The sequence below is a fragment of the Microbacterium meiriae genome, from assembly GCF_040702565.1.
Taxonomy (GTDB): domain Bacteria; phylum Actinomycetota; class Actinomycetes; order Actinomycetales; family Microbacteriaceae; genus Microbacterium; species Microbacterium meiriae.
In genome coordinates, this window is record NZ_JBFBLJ010000002.1 from 59987 (window position 1) to 74968 (window position 14982).

Sequence of the window (14982 nt, forward strand, 5' to 3'; positions counted from 1 at the left end):
TCAGACCGTCCGGCCGCCCTCGATCCGCACGACCCGGTCGACCGTCCCCGCGGGCGGCGCCACGTGCGAGATGAGCAGCACCGACTGCTCCCCCGTCGCCCGCAGCAGGTCGCGCAGCAGGGCGTCCGAGGCCTCGGGGTCGACGCCCGCCGTCGGCTCGTCCAGCACGAGCACCGGGAAGCCGCGCAGCAGCGCGCGAGCCAGGGCGATCCGCTGCGCCTGACCGCCGGACACCAGCGCACCGCGGTCGCCCACCCGGGCGTCGAGACCCCCGCGCTCGCGGACCCACGCCGCGAGGCCCACACGGTCGAGCACGGCGAGGAGCTCGTCATCGGTGGCGGTATCCCTCGCGAAGAGCAGGTTCTGCCGCACGTCCTCGTCGAACAGCTGCGGCTGCTGCTCGCACAGACCGACGATGCGCCGCAGTGCCGGTCCGGACAGGGCCGCCGCGTCGAGGTCGCCGATCCGGTACTCGCCGTCCACGCGGAGGAAACCGACCAGTGCGGCCGCCAGCGAGCTCTTGCCCGCCCCGCTCGCTCCGGAGACGAGCACCCGCTCCCCGGGTGCGAGGTCGAGGTCCACGCCGGTCAACGCCGCCGCGCCTCCGGGCCAGTGCGCCGTGGCACCGCGCAGGACGAGGGCGGGCACACCCGCGACCTCGGCATCCTGCCCCGCGTCGGGCCGCAGCTCCGGCGGCATCCGTTCGGGCAGCACGTCCACGATGCGCTCCGCACTCGCGCGCACGCTCCGCCACGAGGCCGCGGCGATCGGCACGGCGCCGAACACCTCGAACACGACCATCGGCACGAGCACCGCGACCGCGAGCCACGGCGCATCGATCGCCCCCGTGTCGAGGCCCGGAGCCGCCACGGCGAGCGCCCACACGGATGCGGCCCCGGCCATCAGCGACACCACTCCGGCCGCGACGGCCTGCGCGAGCGACGCCCGACTGACCACGCGACGCAGCGCGGCGTCCGCGACGCGGATCCGCTCCCGCGCCTGCGCCTCCGCACCGAACGCGAGGAGCACGTCGAGACTGCCGAAGTAGTCGACGAGGGCCGCGGACACCTCGGCCCGACGCGCCGACACCGCGGCCTCCGCGCGGGAGCCGAAGATCCAGCCGAGCCCGACCGCCGCGAACGCGGCGACGAGGAGGCAGACCGCGAGGGTCAGCGCGGCGGGTGGCGAGACGAAGGCGAGGAAGCCCACCGCTCCGAGGGCGACGACGCCCGAGACGGCAAGCGGCTGCACGACCCGGAGCGGGAGGTTCTGCAGGTTCTCCACGTCGTCGACGAGCGCCGCGAGCACCTGCCCGCGGTCGGTCGCGCCGAGCCCCGCCGGCGAGAGCGGGATGAGGCGGCGCACCATGTCGGAGCGGGTCGTGGCGAGCTGCCGGAGCGCGGCGTCGTGACCGCTCAGCCGCTCCAGGTACCGCGTGACAGCCCGGGTCACGGCGAAGAACCGCACCCCGACGACCGCGATGGACAGCGGCACGAGGGAGTCGACGATCGATGCGCTCACGATCAGCCAGCCGCTCACCGCGAGAAGGCTCACTGCGGCGGCCGCCGACAGCACCCCCCAGATCAGCCCGGGGAGGAAGCGGCGGAACGGCGGCTGCGCGAGCCGGAGGATGTCCCGGACCCGCTCGCTGCGCGTCGTCTCGGTCATGCGCTCACCCCCAGCGCCACGATCCGGTCGGCGATGTCCCTGGCCGAGCGGCGGTGCGAGACGAGGAGGATGGTCGCGCCGGCATCCGCCCGCGCGCGCAGCGACCGCCACAGCCGCTCCTCGGTGTCGGCGTCGAGGGCGCTGGAGGGCTCATCGAGCGCGAGCATCCGCTCCGGGGCACCGTCGTGGCGATACAGCGCCCTGGCCACCGCGACGCGCTGCGCCTGCCCTCCCGACAGCCCTGCGCCCTGCACGCCCAGCACGCGGTCGGCCTCGATCCCCTCCGCGCACGCGGCGTCGAGGGCCCGGCGCACGCGGGCGAGGTCGGGAGCCGCGTCGCCCAGAGCCACGTTCTCCGCGACCGTGCCGCGCATCAGCCCCGGCGTCTGGCCGGCCCAGGCGAGCCATTCCGACGGCGCGAGCTCGACGACGTCCCGTCCGTCCCAGGTCGCGGTCCCCGTGTAGTCCACCGCTCCGCGGAGGGCGGCGAGCAGACTCGACTTCCCGGAGCCACTCGGTCCCTCGATCAGGGTCACCGTCCCCGGCTCCGCGACGAACGACACCGGCGGCAGGTCCCTCACCCGGAGCCCCTCGACCACGAGTCCGTGTGCCACCTGCACGACTCCGGCGCGGCTGCCGGACGAGTCCACGGGGTTCGGTCGTGCATCCGTGTCCGGATCGTGCCTGCGCACCCCGCCGCGGTCCCGGTCGCGCGCCGCATCGAGCACATCGAACACGTCTTCCGTGGCCGCGACGCCCTCGGCCGCGGCGTGGAACTGCACGCCGACCTGACGGATGGGGAGGAAGGCCTCCGGGGCGAGCAGCAGCACGAAGAGCCCGACCCCCAGGCTCAGGTCTCCTGACAGCAGCCGGAAGCCGACCGCGACCGCGATGAGCGCGACCGCGAGCGACGACAGCAGCTCCATCGCGAACCCCGAGAGGAACGAGAACCGGAGCACCTTCATGGTCTCGCGGCGGTACTCGTCGGCGGTCACCTCGATGCGGTCGGCCGCCCGACGGTCCCGGCCGAACAGCCGCAGCGTCGACAGCCCCTGCACCGTATCGGCGAAGCGGGCGGCGAGGTGCTGCAGCGTCTGCCACTGCTTCTTCTGCACCGTGCGGGTCGCGATGCCGATGAGGATGAGGAACAGCGGGATGAGCGGCAGGGTGATGACGGCGGTGAGCCCGCTCGGCCAGTCCTGCCACCACATGACCGCGACGAGCACGGGCGTCGCGATGACGGTGAGGACGAGCTGCGGGATGTACCGCGCGAAGTACGCGTCCAGGGCTTCCAGGCCGTGACCGGCGGTGACGGCGATCTGCGTCTGGTTCCGCTGAGCGAGCCAGCCCGGCCCGAGTCGCCCGACCGCTGCGACGAGCGCCGCGCGCAGCTGCATCCCGGTGCGGGCCGCGGCCTGCGTGCCCGCCGCATCGGACGCGGCGATGAGCAGGCCCCGCAGCAGCGCCGTCGCCAGCAGCCAGAGCAGGGTCACCGTGACGTCGCGACCCGCGATGGCACCGACCACCGCCTCGGTGAGCAGCCACGCGAAGGCGATCGTCACCGCGGTCTGGAAGACGCCGATCGCGGCCGACGCCAGGAGGAAGCCCCGGGCGGCGGCCGCGTATCGGAGCAGCCTCGGATCGACGGGTTTCACGCGTGCGCCGGAGCCCCCTCGATCGACCGGCGGGTGACGCGCTTGCGGAACACCCAGTAGGTCCAGGTCTGGTACGCGATGACCAGCGGGAGGGCGATCAGCGCGGTCCAGCTCATGATCTGCAGCGTATACGGAGTGCTGGACGCGTTGGCGATCGTGAGGCTGAACGCCGGGTCGATCGTCGAGGGCATCACGAACGGGAAGAGGGCGGAGAACAGCATGACGACGGCGAACATGACCGTGAGCATGCCGGCGAAGAACGCCCACCCGTCGCGGCGGACGAGCGAGAAGCCGACCGCCCCGATCAGGCTGACCGCCGCGAGCGCACCGGCTCCGATGACCAGCCAGAGCAGCGGCGCCTCACGGCCCATCGCGATCGCGACCGTCCAGACCACCGTCGCGGCTGCGACGAGGATCGTCGGGATGGCGGCCTTCTTCGCGAGCTTCCGGGCATCCTCGTGCACCTGGCCGTCCGTCTTCAGCGCGACGAACAGCACGCCGTGCAGGAAGAAGAGCAGCAGGGTCGTCACGCCGACCAGCAGCGCATACGGGTTCAGCAGCGAGAAGAAGCCGCCGACGTAGATGTGGTTCTCGTCGATCGCCACGCCCTGCACGATGTTGCCGAAGGCGACACCCCAGAGCAGCGCCGGGACGATCGAGCCGATGACGATCATCCGGTCGAAGCCCTGCTTCCACTTCCGGCTCTCGCGCTGATGGCGGTACTCGAACGAGACGCCGCGGAGGATGAGCGCGAGCAGGATGAGCAGCAACGGCAGGTAGAACCCGCTGAACAGGGTGGCGTACCACTCGGGGAACGAGGCGAACAGCGAGGCCCCGGCCACGATGACCCACGTCTCGTTGAGGTCCCACACGGGACCGATCGTGTTGATGACCTGTCGGCGGGAGACGTCGTCCTTGCCGAGGAACGGCAGCGACATGCCCACACCGAAGTCGAACCCGTCGAGGACGAAGTAGCCGACGAACAGGAAGGCGACCACCCAGAACCAGATCGTTGCGAGATCCATGATGCTCGTTCCTCTCAGTACACGACCGACGGCAGCTGAGCCGTCTCCTCATGGGGCTGTTCGTCGGTGTCCGGCCCCTTCTGGGCGGCCTTGACGATCAGCTTGACCTCGACGACGGCCAGCGCGGCGTAGATCGCGGTGAAGGCGATCAGCGAGATCAGGACCTCGAGTCCGCTCACCCCCGGCGAGACGCCGTCGCGGGTGGACATCAGACCGAACACGATCCACGGCTGTCGGCCCATCTCGGTGAACACCCAGCCCATGATGTTGGCGGCGAGCGCGAGCGGGAACGACCAGATCGCGACCTTCCACATCCACGGCGCGACCGGCTTCGTGGCCTTCTTGCGCGTGACCCAGAGGCCGGCGACGGCGACGAGGGCGGCGGCCATGCCGAGGCCGATCATCCAGCGGAACGACCAGTACGTGATCCACAGGACGGGGGCGAAGTCGGTGAGGCCGGTGCTCGCGTAGGTCTGGGCGTACTCGGCGTTCAGGTCGTTGATGCCGTGCACGCAGGCGTCGAGCGTGTGGGTCGACAGCAGCGACAGCAGGTACGGCACCCGGATCGAGAACAGCTCGGAGCTGCCGTCCGGCGTGCCCAGCGTGAAGATGCTGAAGGAGGCGTCGGCGCCGCAGACCGTGTTGAACGTCGCCTCCGCGGCGGCCATCTTCATCGGCTGCGCGGCGTACATCGCCAGGCCCAGCTGGTCACCGGTGAGCACGACGCCCGCGGTGGAGAAGATCATCGCCCAGAGGCCGAACTTCAGCGAGACGCGCATGGTGTCGAAGTGCTGCCCGCGGGCCAGGTGCCAGGCGGACACCGAGATCACGACACCGGCGGCGAACATGAGCGCGCCGAAGATGGTGTGCGGGAACGCGGCGAGGGCGACGGGGTTGGTCAGCAGCGCCCAGAAGTCGGTGAGCTCGGCGCGGTTGGTCACCTCGTTGTACGTGTAGCCGACCGGGTTCTGCATGAATGCGTTGGCGGCGATGATGAAGTACGCCGACAGGATGCTGCCGATGGAGACGCACCAGATGGTGGCGAGGTGGATCTTCTGCGGGAGCTTGTCCCAGCCGAAGATCCAGAGGCCGATGAAGGTCGCCTCGAAGAAGAACGCCAGCAGGCCCTCGAAGGCGAGCGGGGCGCCGAAGACGTCACCGACGAAGCGGGAGTAGTCCGACCAGTTCATCCCGAACTGGAACTCCTGCACGATGCCGGTGACGACCCCCATCGCGAAGTTGATGAGGAAGATCTTGCCGAAGAAGCGGGTGAGGTGCAGGTACTGGACCTTGGCCGTGCGCACCCACGCCGTCTGGAAGATGGCGGCGACGAGCGCCATGCCGATCGTCAGCGGGACGAAGAGGTAGTGGTAGACGGTCGTCAGCCCGAACTGCCATCGGGCCAGGGCGAGCGGATCAAGCCATTCCATGAGCGACTCCCGTTCTGTTCGACGCCTGCGCGGCGGTGTCGCGCAGCTGCACGGTGCATTCGGAGGGCAACGCGGCCTCGCGCACGCACTCGGCTTCGAGCGGACCCCCCGCTTCTGCCAGGATGCCCTGCATCAGGCCGAGATGCACCTGGCACAGCATCGGGCGGTCCTCCGGCCGGCCGGCCGCGTGCGGGCACGGGCTCAGGTCGACGGTCAGCCCGCGGTCATCCACGACCGGCTCGAAACCGCTCTCCTCCAGGTGCTCGACGAGGGCGTCGAGCTGGTAGGTGGCGTCCCTCCCGAGGGCGCTTCCGGTGCCGGGAAGGACGCTGCGGAGGAGGTCGCCGCGACGGGCGGCGGCCTTGGCCTTGTTCCGCGCGACCGGGCTGGAGGCGTCGGGGGCGCCGGTGGCGGCACGGTACAGCGTACGAGGACGGCCCCGGGTGGTGCGGTGCTCCACGGTCGGGATCACGTAGCCGCCCTCGATGAGCCGCTGGAGGTGCTCGCGCACCGTGTTCGGGTGCAGGCCGGTGGCCTCGCACAGGTCGCCGATCGCGAGTTCTCCGGAGGCACCGGAGTGCCCGGCCTCGAAGAGGAGGTGCAGGATGCGCACCCGGGAGTAGCTGGAGATCGGCCCGCAGACGGACCCGCCGTTGGACATGTCTCAATTATCGGCCGGGACCGGTGGCCGCCGGGGGAACCGGGCCGTGAATAATCGCCTGGTCGATAGGGATGTCTGATCCCGCCGATAGCCTGGGGGCATGGCCACCCGGAAACCCGCTCCCCCCGCGTACGTCTGCACCGAGTGCGGGTGGACGACGGCCAAGTGGGTCGGCCGATGCGGCGAGTGCCAGCAGTGGGGCACGGTCCAGGAGCAGGCCGCGCAGACCGGGATCCTCCGTCGCGTGAACGCGCTCGCCCCGACCGCCGATCGCGCCGCACGACCGATCACGCAGATCACGACCCAGGACGCCCCGCGGCGCACGAGCGGCGTCGGCGAGTTCGACCGCGTGCTCGGCGGCGGCATCGTGCCGGGAGCCGCGATCCTCCTCAGCGGTGAGCCCGGCGTGGGCAAGTCGACCCTGCTGCTCGAGGTCGCCGCGCAGGCAGCGCGGAGCGGGCGACGGGTGCTGTACGCGAGCGCGGAGGAGTCGCCGGCCCAGGTGCGGCTGCGGGCGGAGCGGACGGGCGCGCTGCACGACGAGCTCTACCTCGCGAGCGAGACCGACCTCGCCACCATCCTCGGACACATCGACGAGGTGCAGCCGCAGCTCGTCATCGTCGACTCCGTGCAGACCGTGTCGTCGTCCCTCACCGACGGCGCGGCCGGTCAGCCCAGCCAGGTGCGGGAGGTCGCCGCGACCCTGATCCGGGTGGCGAAGGAGCGCGACCTGCCGATCATCATCGTCGGGCACGTGACCAAGGACGGCCAGGTCGCGGGGCCCCGGGTGCTGGAGCACCTCGTCGACGTCGTGTGTCACTTCGAGGGCGACCGGCAGACCTCGCTGCGCTTCATCCGGGCGCTGAAGAACCGCTTCGGCCCCACCGACGAGGTCGGCTGCTTCGAGATGACCGGAGACGGCATCGCCGAGGTCCCCGACCCGTCCGGTCTGTTCCTGTCGCAGGGCGCCTCCGAACCCGGGACCTGTGTGGCCATCTCCCTCGAAGGCCGTCGCGCTCTCCCGGTCGAGGTGCAGGCGCTCACCGTGCCGAGCAACGCCCCGAACCCCCGCCGCATCGTGCACGGCCTCGACTCCTCGCGGGTGGCCATGGTGCTGGCGATCCTCGAGCGCCGGGCGGGCGTGCCCACCGGCAGCCTCGACGTGTACGTGTCCACGGTCGGCGGCGTGCGGTTCACGGAGCCCGCGGCCGACCTCGCCATCGCGATCGCCGTCGCCGGATCCATCCAGATGATCTCGGTCCCGCGTACGGTCGCCGCCGTCGGCGAGCTCAGTCTCGCGGGTGAGGTGCGGCCGGTGACGCAGGCGGCGCAGCGGCGGTCCGAAGCCGCGCGACTCGGCTACGAGCAGGTCGTGGACGACCGTTCGAAGACGCTGCGTGCCGCGCTGGGAGACGTCAGGGCACGGAACAGCACCCGTCGGCCCGACCGGGACATCCCGCCGTTCTGAGCCGGAGCGCGGCTGAGGTCAGGCGTCGAGGGCCTTGAGCAGTTCCACCGGGTCGGCCTGCATCGGGTGCGGTCCTGCGATGTCGAGGAACACGGTCGTGATCGGGTGCGCGGAGAGGAACGCCCGCAGCCAGGTCGCGTCGTAGATGCCAACGCCGGGCGGCAGGTTCGCCGGCTTGTTCTTCGCGTCGCTGAACAGCAGGAGGGCGAGGTCACCCGAGTTCGGGTCGCGGTAGGTCCAGACCTCGCCGCTGTCGAGCGGGTTGTCGCGGGCGCCCGGCTTGATGAGCGGGACGACGGTGGTGCCGTGCCGCAGGGCGAGCGCGACTGCGGCGACGTCCTGCTTCTCGAGCGCGAGCGCGAGTGCTTCGGACCGGAAGTCCTCCGGGGCGGGCTTCTTCTTCGCGCTCTTCCCGGACTTCGCCTTCTTCGCTGCCATGCATCCAGCTTAGGCATCGGGGCGACGCGGCGGCGCCGGGGAAAGATTGGGGCCCTCTCGAGTCCTCCATTGGGGACTGGGGTACTCGAGAGGGCCCTCGGACTCTCGAGCGGCGGTGTCGAAGCGCTGGGGACGCTGTGATTCGACGCCACTGGGGATGGCATGTTGCCGCATATCGGGAGAGTCACCTCTATGGTATCCCAAAGAGTGAGCCCTGTCAGCGCAGGTGCCGGTCACGCTCTCAGAACAAGAGGATCTGGGTGGTCGTGGCGCTGGGGAAACCGCCGATCGAGACGCCCACGTGATACGAGGCCCCACCGCCGGGAGCCCGTTGCCGGTTCTCCTGCGCGCAGGTCTCGACGCTGGAGCGCGTGCGATCCCAGACGACCGGCTCCTTGCTCACCACGGTGGATCCCGCGGTGAGTGTGGCGATCATGCTGCTGGGGTTCTCCTGGCAGTCGGTCGACCGCCACCACACGTCCGAGCCGCTGGAGACCGTGAAGACCTGGGTCGTGGAGCCGACGTCGATCGTGCAGTCCCTGGTGCCCTTGTTGGTCAGTGAGATGGAGAGCTTCGGCGAGGCGCCGTCGGCGTACGACTCGGCATCCGTCACGGCCTTCACCTCGACGTCCTTCGCCTCGCACGCGACGACGGCCGGAGTGGCGTCCGCAGAGGGCGAGGGTGAGGGCGACGGCGAGGCTGACCCGGACGGCGTCGGACCGGCGGTGGCGGAGGAGGTCGGCGCGGGTGCGGTCCCTTGGCCGTCGGCGGCCGCCCACGGTCGAGCGACGAGGAGCCAGACGGAGGCTCCGACGAGCGCGAGGACGAGGAGCAGTCCCAACAGCACCGCCAACCGCCGACGACGATAGACGGCGGCGGAGTGACGGGGCATGCCTCCAGGTTAAGCGATCCCCCTCCACGAGCCTGGGAGGCGCGAGTTGTCGTCCGGGGCTCAGAGCACCTTGAGCATCCGGGTGTTGCCGAGCGTGTTCGGCTTCACGTGCGCGAGATCGAGGAACTCCTCGACGCCGGCGTCGCCGCTGCGGAGGAGCTGCGAGTACACGTCCGGATCGACGACCTGCTCCCCGATGGGGGTGAAGCCGCGACGGCCGAAGAAGTCGACCTCGAACGTGAGACAGAACAGGCGTGTGAGCCCGAGCGCCCGCGCGTTCTCCTCGAGCTGCTCGACGATCGCCCGACCGACGCCGTGATGGAGCCAGTCGTCGCGGACGAGCAGGGTGCGCACCTCGCCGAGGTCCTCCCAGATCACGTGCAGCGCGCCGCAGCCGATCAGCTCGCCGTCGGCCTCGGCGACGACGAACTCCTGCACGGCGCCGTAGAGCACGGCGAGGTCCTTGCCGAGCAGGATGCGCTGCTCCACCATCGGCTGGAGCAGGTTCCGGATGCTGACGATGTCGGCGCTGCGGGCCGGCCGGACGATGTACGCGCTCACCCGACCAGCCTAGGACCCGCTCCTCCCGTCGGCTCTCAGACGGGGCACAGCTTCGGAGATCCCGACCGACACCCCGCCGCCCAGAGGCTGCGCCCCCGCGTGTCGTCTGTCATCTCCGAAGTTGTGTCCAGGAGGGCGGCGGAGCGGGGACGACGAAGGGGCGGATGCTGTCGCATCCGCCCCTTCGGGTGACCGTGTCGAGGATCAGTCGTTGCCGGTGATCGCCAGGTCGGGCGTGCCGGAGATCGCGCCGCCGCCGGTGTTGACACCGACCGCGACCTTCTCGCCGCGCGGGCCGTGCTCGAACAGGAACTCCCCGTCCTTCGCGTCGACCTTCACGTGGTCGCCCGAGTCGAGCTCGCCGTGCAGGATCTTCTCCGACAGACGGTCCTCGATCTCGTGCTGCATCGCGCGACGCAGCGGACGAGCACCCAGAGCCGGGTCGAAGCCGATCTCGATCAGGCGCTCCTTGGCCGACTGCGACAGCTCGATCGTCATGTCGCGGTCGAGCAGACGCTCGCCGAGGCGCTTCGTGAACAGGTCCACGATCTGCACCAGCTCGCTCTTGCTCAGCTGCGGGAAGACGATGATGTCGTCGACGCGGTTGAGGAACTCGGGCTTGAAGTGCCGCTTGAGCTCCTCGTTGACCTTGCCCTTCATCCGCTCGTAGCTCGTGGCGTTGTTGCCCTCGATCTGGAAGCCCACGGGGCCTCCGGCGATGTCACGCGCACCGAGGTTCGTGGTCATGATGATGACCGTGTTCTTGAAGTCCACGATCCGACCCTGACCGTCGGTGAGGCGACCCTCTTCCAGGATCTGCAGCAGCGAGTTGAAGATGTCCGGGTGGGCCTTCTCGATCTCATCGAAGAGGACCACGCTGAACGGCTTGCGCCGCACCTTCTCCGTGAGCTGACCGCCCTCTTCGAAGCCGACGAACCCGGGAGGGGCACCGAACAGCCGCGAGACGGTGTGCTTCTCGCCGAACTCGCTCATGTCGAGCGAGATGAGCGCGGCCTCGTCGTCGAAGAGGAACTCCGCGAGCGCCTTGGCCAGCTCGGTCTTTCCGACGCCCGTGGGGCCGGCGAAGATGAACGAGCCGGAGGGACGCTTCGGGTCCTTGAGGCCGGCACGCTGACGACGGATGGTCTTGGAGAGGGCCGCGATGGCCTCCTCCTGGCCGATGACGCGCTGGTGCAGCGCCTTCTCCATGAAGACGAGTCGGCTGGACTCCTCCTCGGTCAGCTTGAACACGGGGATGCCGGTCGCCTGGGCGAGCACCTCGGCGATCAGACCCTCGTCGACGACCGCCTGGGTCGCGACGTCGCCCGCACGCCACTGCTTCTCCAGACGCAGGCGCTCGGCGAGGAGGCTCTTCTCCTCATCGCGCAGGGAGGCGGCCTTCTCGAAGTCCTGCTCCTCGGAGGCGATCTCCTTCTGCTCGCGCACGGCGGCGATCTTCTCGTCGAACTCGCGCAGCTCGGGCGGGCTCGACAGGATCGACAGACGCAGGCGGGCGCCGGCCTCGTCGATCAGGTCGATGGCCTTGTCCGGGAGGAACCGGTCCGAGACGTAGCGGTCGGCGAGGTTCGCCGCGGCCACGATCGCACCGTCGGTGATCTGCACCTTGTGGTGCGCCTCGTACCGGTCGCGCAGCCCCTTGAGGATGTTGATCGCGTGCGGCAGCGTCGGCTCGTTCACCTGCACCGGCTGGAAGCGGCGCTCGAGCGCGGCGTCCTTCTCGAAGTGCTTGCGGTACTCGTCGAGCGTAGTGGCGCCGATGGTCTGGAGCTCACCGCGCGCGAGCAGCGGCTTGAGGATGCTGGCCGCGTCGATCGCGCCCTCGGCGGCGCCCGCACCCACGAGGGTGTGGATCTCGTCGATGAAGACGATGATGTCGCCGCGCGTGCGGATCTCCTTGGTGACCTTCTTCAGCCGCTCCTCGAAGTCACCGCGGTAGCGGGACCCGGCGATGAGCGAGCCGAGGTCGAGCGAGTAGAGCTGCTTGTCCTTCAGCGTCTCGGGCACATCGCCCTTGACGATCGCCTGGGCGAGGCCCTCGACGACGGCGGTCTTGCCGACGCCGGGCTCGCCGATCAGGACGGGGTTGTTCTTGGAGCGGCGGGAGAGGATCTGCATGACCCGCTCCGCCTCCTTCTCGCGCCCGATGACCGGGTCGAGCTTGTTGTCGCGCGCGGCCTGCGTGAGGTTGCGACCGAACTGGTCGAGCACCTGCGAGCCCCCCTGCGCACCCGACGGGGTGTCGTTGGACTGCGCGCCGACGGACGCGGGCTCGCGGCCCGGAGCGCCGGAGAGCAACTGGATGACCTGCTGCCGCACCTTGTTGAGGTCGGCGCCCAGCTTGACGAGCACCTGAGCGGCCACGCCCTCACCCTCGCGGATGAGGCCGAGGAGGATGTGCTCGGTGCCGATGTAGTTGTGACCGAGCTGCAGGGCCTCGCGGAGGCTCAGCTCGAGCACCTTCTTGGCGCGCGGCGTGAACGGGATGTGGCCGGTCGGCTGCTGCTGACCCTGGCCGATGATGTCCTGCACCTGCTCGCGCACGGCGTCGAGGGAGATGCCGAGCGACTCCAGCGCCTTGGCTGCGACGCCCTCGCCCTCGTGGATGAGGCCGAGCAGGATGTGCTCGGTGCCGATGTAGTTGTGGTTGAGCATCTTCGCCTCTTCTTGGGCGAGGACGACCACTCGACGGGCTCGGTCCGTGAATCTCTCGAACATGTTGACTCCTTATTCGCACGGGGCGAAGACGCATGAAGCGCTTGTACATCGAGAGTAACGACCAGAAATGGCGGGTATGCCCGTGTTCGCCGTGGGCATAGCGAGGCCTTGACGGGTTTATCGACAGTCGTTATCTTAACGAAAGTCGATAAACACCGACCCACAGGAGGAGCACATGCTCGCCACGGAAAGACGCCCTTCGCTCGCCGACGGCATCGCGCTCGGGCTCATCGCCACCGGTGCCGTCAGCGTCGGGATCGGCGCGATCGTCGCGGTCGCCCAGGCCGCCGGCGCCCTGTTCTCCCCGTCGCCCACGGTCGCGATGCCGGTGCACGACGTCGACCTCTCCGCGCTCGACGGGGTGGCCGGGATCGAGGGCGCCGCCGTCGACTCCGCCCTCGTCACCCTCACCGCGCCGCCCACGGGCGCCCGCTGGCTGCTGCTCCTGGAGACGGCGCTGCCCGCGCTCGCCACCGTGGCCCTGTGCGCGGTGGTCTGGTGGCTGGGCGTCTCCCTCATCCGCTCCCGCCCGTTCCGCGCCTCCCTCGGGTGGATGTTCGCCGTCGCCGCCTGTCTGCTGATGGCGGGCACGCTGTTCGGCCAGCTCGCCGGCGGCATCGGCCGGGCCGAGATCGTGAAGGACCTCGCCGCGACCGACCCCGCGGTCGAGGACGTCCTGTGGACGCTGCTCATGGAGTTCGATCTCGCACCCGTCGGGTGGGCGTTCGCGCTGGCTCTCGTGGCCGGCGTCTTCACCATCGGCCGCCGCCTGCAGCGCGACACGGAGGGACTGGTCTGATGGCCACCACCGCCACCCGCTCCGAGCGGGCCGATGCGATCACCGTCATCCTCTATGCGGCGGCGGCCCTCGTGACCGTCGGCATCGCGACGGTGCTCCGCGTGGGCGGCACCTTCCGCGACGACGGGATCGCATGGACGCTCCCCATCGACGAGCAGCCGATCTCGGCGACCACCGATTCCGGGCAGATCTCGATCGAGGGCATCGCGCAGGAGGCGATGGTCTTCGCGACGGGGGTGAACAGCGTGTCGATCGCCGCCATCGTCGCCGCCATCGCGCTGTGGGCCCTGGCCGCCGTCGCCGTGATCGGCGCGGTCACGCTCGTCGCCTGGAACTTCCTCCGCGGACGGTTCTTCGTGCCGGGCAATGCGCGCGCCTTCGACGTGATCGGCTGGACGCTGGTGCTCGCACCGATGGCGATCGTGATGCTCGAGACGATGGGACGCAACGGCGTGACCGCGGCGCTCGGCCTCGGCGACGGGGAACCCGTGCACCCGATCGAGTTCTGGGCGATCGCGCCGATCTTCGCCACCGGGGTCACCGTCGGCCTCATCGCCGTCGCGTTCCGTCGCGGCATCCGGCTGCAACAGGAGAAGGTCGTGCTGGAGAAGGAGACGGAGGGACTGGTCTGATGATCTCGTTCGGTTCGGAGGCCGTCTGGCCGTCTCTGCTCAACATCGGGATCGCGCTCGCGGTCTGCGCGGCCGTCGTCGCCCTCGTGGTCTGGAACAGCCGTCGCCGTGGCAGTCGCACGGTCGCCCTCGACGCGGCGCTCACGCTGTCCGGGTGGTGGATCACGCTCTCCGCGCTAGGCGCGGTGGTCATCGTCGTCAAGGCCTTCACCGTGGACTGGGCGGAGCTGCACGGTGCGACGACGGTCTTCCTCGACTGGCCCTCGAGCCTCCCGTGCTCGGAATACGGCGACAGCACGACGACCATGCTCACCTGCGGCGGCACGGAGCTGTCGGACTTCACGGTGGGCAACGCCTCGCTCGGGCTGCGCCTCCTCGCTGCGGCCGCACAGCTCAGCACCCTCGCCCTGACCACGATCCCCGCCGTGGTCCTCGCGCTCATCTGCTTCCACCCCCTCCGCGGCCGCGCGTTCTCCCGCACCGTGACCCGCGCCCTCGTCGGGGGTGCGATCGCGTTCGGGGTGCTGGGCGTTCTCTCGGACCTCCTCAACGGCATCGCCGCCACCACCGGACTGCGGGAGGCCCTGCCGGCGGACAGCACCTGGTATCCGCAGACCTACTGGCTCACCGTGACACCGCTGCCGTTCGCCGCGGCGCTCGGCCTCCTCGCCCTCGCCGCGGTGTTCCGTCAGGGCATGCGCGTGGAGCAGGAGCGGGCCGCCCTGGAGCGCGAGACGGAGGGGCTGGTGTGAGCCCGGCGGAGAGCGACGACGAGTTCACGGGCATTCACTGCCGTCTGGACGAGCTGCTGGCGGCTCGCGGGATGACGCTGACGGAGCTGAGCGCCGCCGTGGGTGTCAGCATCGTGAACCTGTCCGTGCTGAAGAACGACCGCGCCCGCGCGATCCGCTACTCCACGTTGCGGGCCATCTGCGAGGCGCTCGACTGCGAGGTCGGCGACCTCCTCGTCCTCGCCGATCGCTGACTCCCGTCGACCCGCCCCCTTGAGCGCGCCCC

General features: G+C 70.2%; 14 protein-coding genes. 5 read left to right on the forward strand and 9 right to left on the reverse strand.

Annotation, left to right across the window (positions count from 1 at the left end; genetic code table 11):
* Genes cydC through AB0310_RS07750 form a run of 5 tightly spaced genes read right to left on the reverse strand, consistent with a single transcriptional unit; the run spans position 1 to position 6439 of the window.
* Entirely contained in the window at positions 1 to 1668 is a 1668-nt protein-coding gene (cydC, locus tag AB0310_RS07730) for a thiol reductant ABC exporter subunit CydC (protein ID WP_366236954.1), read from the reverse strand.
* Positions 1665 to 3323: a thiol reductant ABC exporter subunit CydD gene (gene cydD, locus AB0310_RS07735; RefSeq protein WP_366236955.1), complete on the reverse strand. Its 1659-nt coding sequence runs from the start codon at positions 3321 to 3323 to the stop codon at positions 1665 to 1667. The genes cydC and cydD overlap by 4 nt, the downstream gene beginning before the upstream one ends.
* Complete coding sequence (gene cydB / locus AB0310_RS07740) at positions 3320 to 4348, reverse strand: cytochrome d ubiquinol oxidase subunit II (RefSeq protein WP_280566135.1); 1029 nt, start codon at positions 4346 to 4348, stop codon at positions 3320 to 3322. The genes cydD and cydB overlap by 4 nt, the downstream gene beginning before the upstream one ends.
* 14 nt (positions 4349 to 4362) lie before the next feature.
* Positions 4363 to 5778: a cytochrome ubiquinol oxidase subunit I gene (locus AB0310_RS07745; protein ID WP_187662433.1), complete on the reverse strand. Its 1416-nt coding sequence runs from the start codon at positions 5776 to 5778 to the stop codon at positions 4363 to 4365.
* Complete coding sequence (locus AB0310_RS07750; RefSeq protein WP_187662434.1) at positions 5765 to 6439, reverse strand: helix-turn-helix transcriptional regulator; 675 nt, start codon at positions 6437 to 6439, stop codon at positions 5765 to 5767. The genes AB0310_RS07745 and AB0310_RS07750 overlap by 14 nt, the downstream gene beginning before the upstream one ends.
* Positions 6440 to 6539: 100 nt before the next feature.
* On the opposite strand from AB0310_RS07750, the gene radA reads away from it, so the two are divergent.
* Positions 6540 to 7907 carry a DNA repair protein RadA gene (gene radA, locus AB0310_RS07755; RefSeq protein WP_187662435.1) on the forward strand — a complete coding sequence of 456 codons (1368 nt, stop codon included), beginning with the start codon at positions 6540 to 6542 and terminating at the stop codon, positions 7905 to 7907.
* 18 nt (positions 7908 to 7925) lie between these two features.
* On the opposite strand, the gene AB0310_RS07760 is transcribed toward radA, so the two are convergent.
* The 4 genes from AB0310_RS07760 to AB0310_RS07775 all read right to left on the reverse strand — a co-directional run bounded on the left by AB0310_RS07760 (position 7926) and on the right by AB0310_RS07775 (position 12534).
* The gene (locus AB0310_RS07760; RefSeq protein WP_187662436.1) at positions 7926 to 8345 is read right to left on the reverse strand and encodes a dehydrogenase; all 420 of its coding nucleotides are present in this window, start codon (positions 8343 to 8345) and stop codon (positions 7926 to 7928) included.
* 241 nt (positions 8346 to 8586) lie between these two features.
* Complete coding sequence (locus AB0310_RS07765; RefSeq protein ID WP_187662437.1) at positions 8587 to 9237, reverse strand: hypothetical protein; 651 nt, start codon at positions 9235 to 9237, stop codon at positions 8587 to 8589.
* A 60-nt stretch (positions 9238 to 9297) separates the two neighbouring features.
* Positions 9298 to 9798: an amino-acid N-acetyltransferase gene (locus AB0310_RS07770; protein ID WP_259955273.1), complete on the reverse strand. Its 501-nt coding sequence runs from the start codon at positions 9796 to 9798 to the stop codon at positions 9298 to 9300.
* A 204-nt stretch (positions 9799 to 10002) separates the two neighbouring features.
* The gene (locus tag AB0310_RS07775; RefSeq protein WP_071329948.1) at positions 10003 to 12534 is read right to left on the reverse strand and encodes an ATP-dependent Clp protease ATP-binding subunit; all 2532 of its coding nucleotides are present in this window, start codon (positions 12532 to 12534) and stop codon (positions 10003 to 10005) included.
* 175 nt (positions 12535 to 12709) lie between these two features.
* Between AB0310_RS07775 and AB0310_RS07780 the strand changes: the two genes are divergently transcribed.
* The 4 genes from AB0310_RS07780 to AB0310_RS07795 are packed head-to-tail and all read left to right on the forward strand — an operon-like array spanning position 12710 to position 14950.
* On the forward strand, positions 12710 to 13333 hold the full coding sequence (locus AB0310_RS07780) for a hypothetical protein (RefSeq protein WP_363446514.1): 624 nt from the start codon (positions 12710 to 12712) through the stop codon (positions 13331 to 13333).
* A complete protein-coding gene (locus tag AB0310_RS07785; RefSeq protein WP_187662439.1) occupies positions 13333 to 13965 on the forward strand; it encodes a hypothetical protein in 633 nt (210 codons plus the stop codon). The genes AB0310_RS07780 and AB0310_RS07785 overlap by 1 nt, the downstream gene beginning before the upstream one ends.
* A complete protein-coding gene (locus tag AB0310_RS07790) occupies positions 13965 to 14717 on the forward strand; it encodes a hypothetical protein (protein ID WP_366236956.1) in 753 nt (250 codons plus the stop codon). Before AB0310_RS07785 ends, AB0310_RS07790 begins: the two co-directional genes overlap by 1 nt.
* The gene (locus AB0310_RS07795; protein WP_060922489.1) at positions 14714 to 14950 is read left to right on the forward strand and encodes a helix-turn-helix domain-containing protein; all 237 of its coding nucleotides are present in this window, start codon (positions 14714 to 14716) and stop codon (positions 14948 to 14950) included. The genes AB0310_RS07790 and AB0310_RS07795 overlap by 4 nt, the downstream gene beginning before the upstream one ends.
* Positions 14951 to 14982: the final 32 nt, after the last annotated feature.

What these genes read in the sequence shown, in the direction of transcription:
- cydB (WP_280566135.1), bottom strand. Translation starts at nt 4,348, where the DNA reads ATGGATCTCGCAACGATCTGGTTCTGGGTGGTCGCCTTCCTGTTCGTC.
- AB0310_RS07750 (WP_187662434.1), bottom strand. Translation starts at nt 6,439, where the DNA reads ATGTCCAACGGCGGGTCCGTCTGCGGGCCGATCTCCAGCTACTCCCGG.
- radA (WP_187662435.1), top strand. Translation starts at nt 6,540, where the DNA reads ATGGCCACCCGGAAACCCGCTCCCCCCGCGTACGTCTGCACCGAGTGC.
- AB0310_RS07760 (WP_187662436.1), bottom strand. Translation starts at nt 8,345, where the DNA reads ATGGCAGCGAAGAAGGCGAAGTCCGGGAAGAGCGCGAAGAAGAAGCCC.
- AB0310_RS07790 (WP_366236956.1), top strand. Translation starts at nt 13,965, where the DNA reads ATGATCTCGTTCGGTTCGGAGGCCGTCTGGCCGTCTCTGCTCAACATC.
- cydC (WP_366236954.1), bottom strand. Translation starts at nt 1,668, where the DNA reads ATGACCGAGACGACGCGCAGCGAGCGGGTCCGGGACATCCTCCGGCTC.
- AB0310_RS07765 (WP_187662437.1), bottom strand. Translation starts at nt 9,237, where the DNA reads ATGCCCCGTCACTCCGCCGCCGTCTATCGTCGTCGGCGGTTGGCGGTG.
- AB0310_RS07745 (WP_187662433.1), bottom strand. Translation starts at nt 5,778, where the DNA reads ATGGAATGGCTTGATCCGCTCGCCCTGGCCCGATGGCAGTTCGGGCTG.
- AB0310_RS07775 (WP_071329948.1), bottom strand. Translation starts at nt 12,534, where the DNA reads ATGTTCGAGAGATTCACGGACCGAGCCCGTCGAGTGGTCGTCCTCGCC.
- AB0310_RS07780 (WP_363446514.1), top strand. Translation starts at nt 12,710, where the DNA reads ATGCTCGCCACGGAAAGACGCCCTTCGCTCGCCGACGGCATCGCGCTC.
- AB0310_RS07785 (WP_187662439.1), top strand. Translation starts at nt 13,333, where the DNA reads ATGGCCACCACCGCCACCCGCTCCGAGCGGGCCGATGCGATCACCGTC.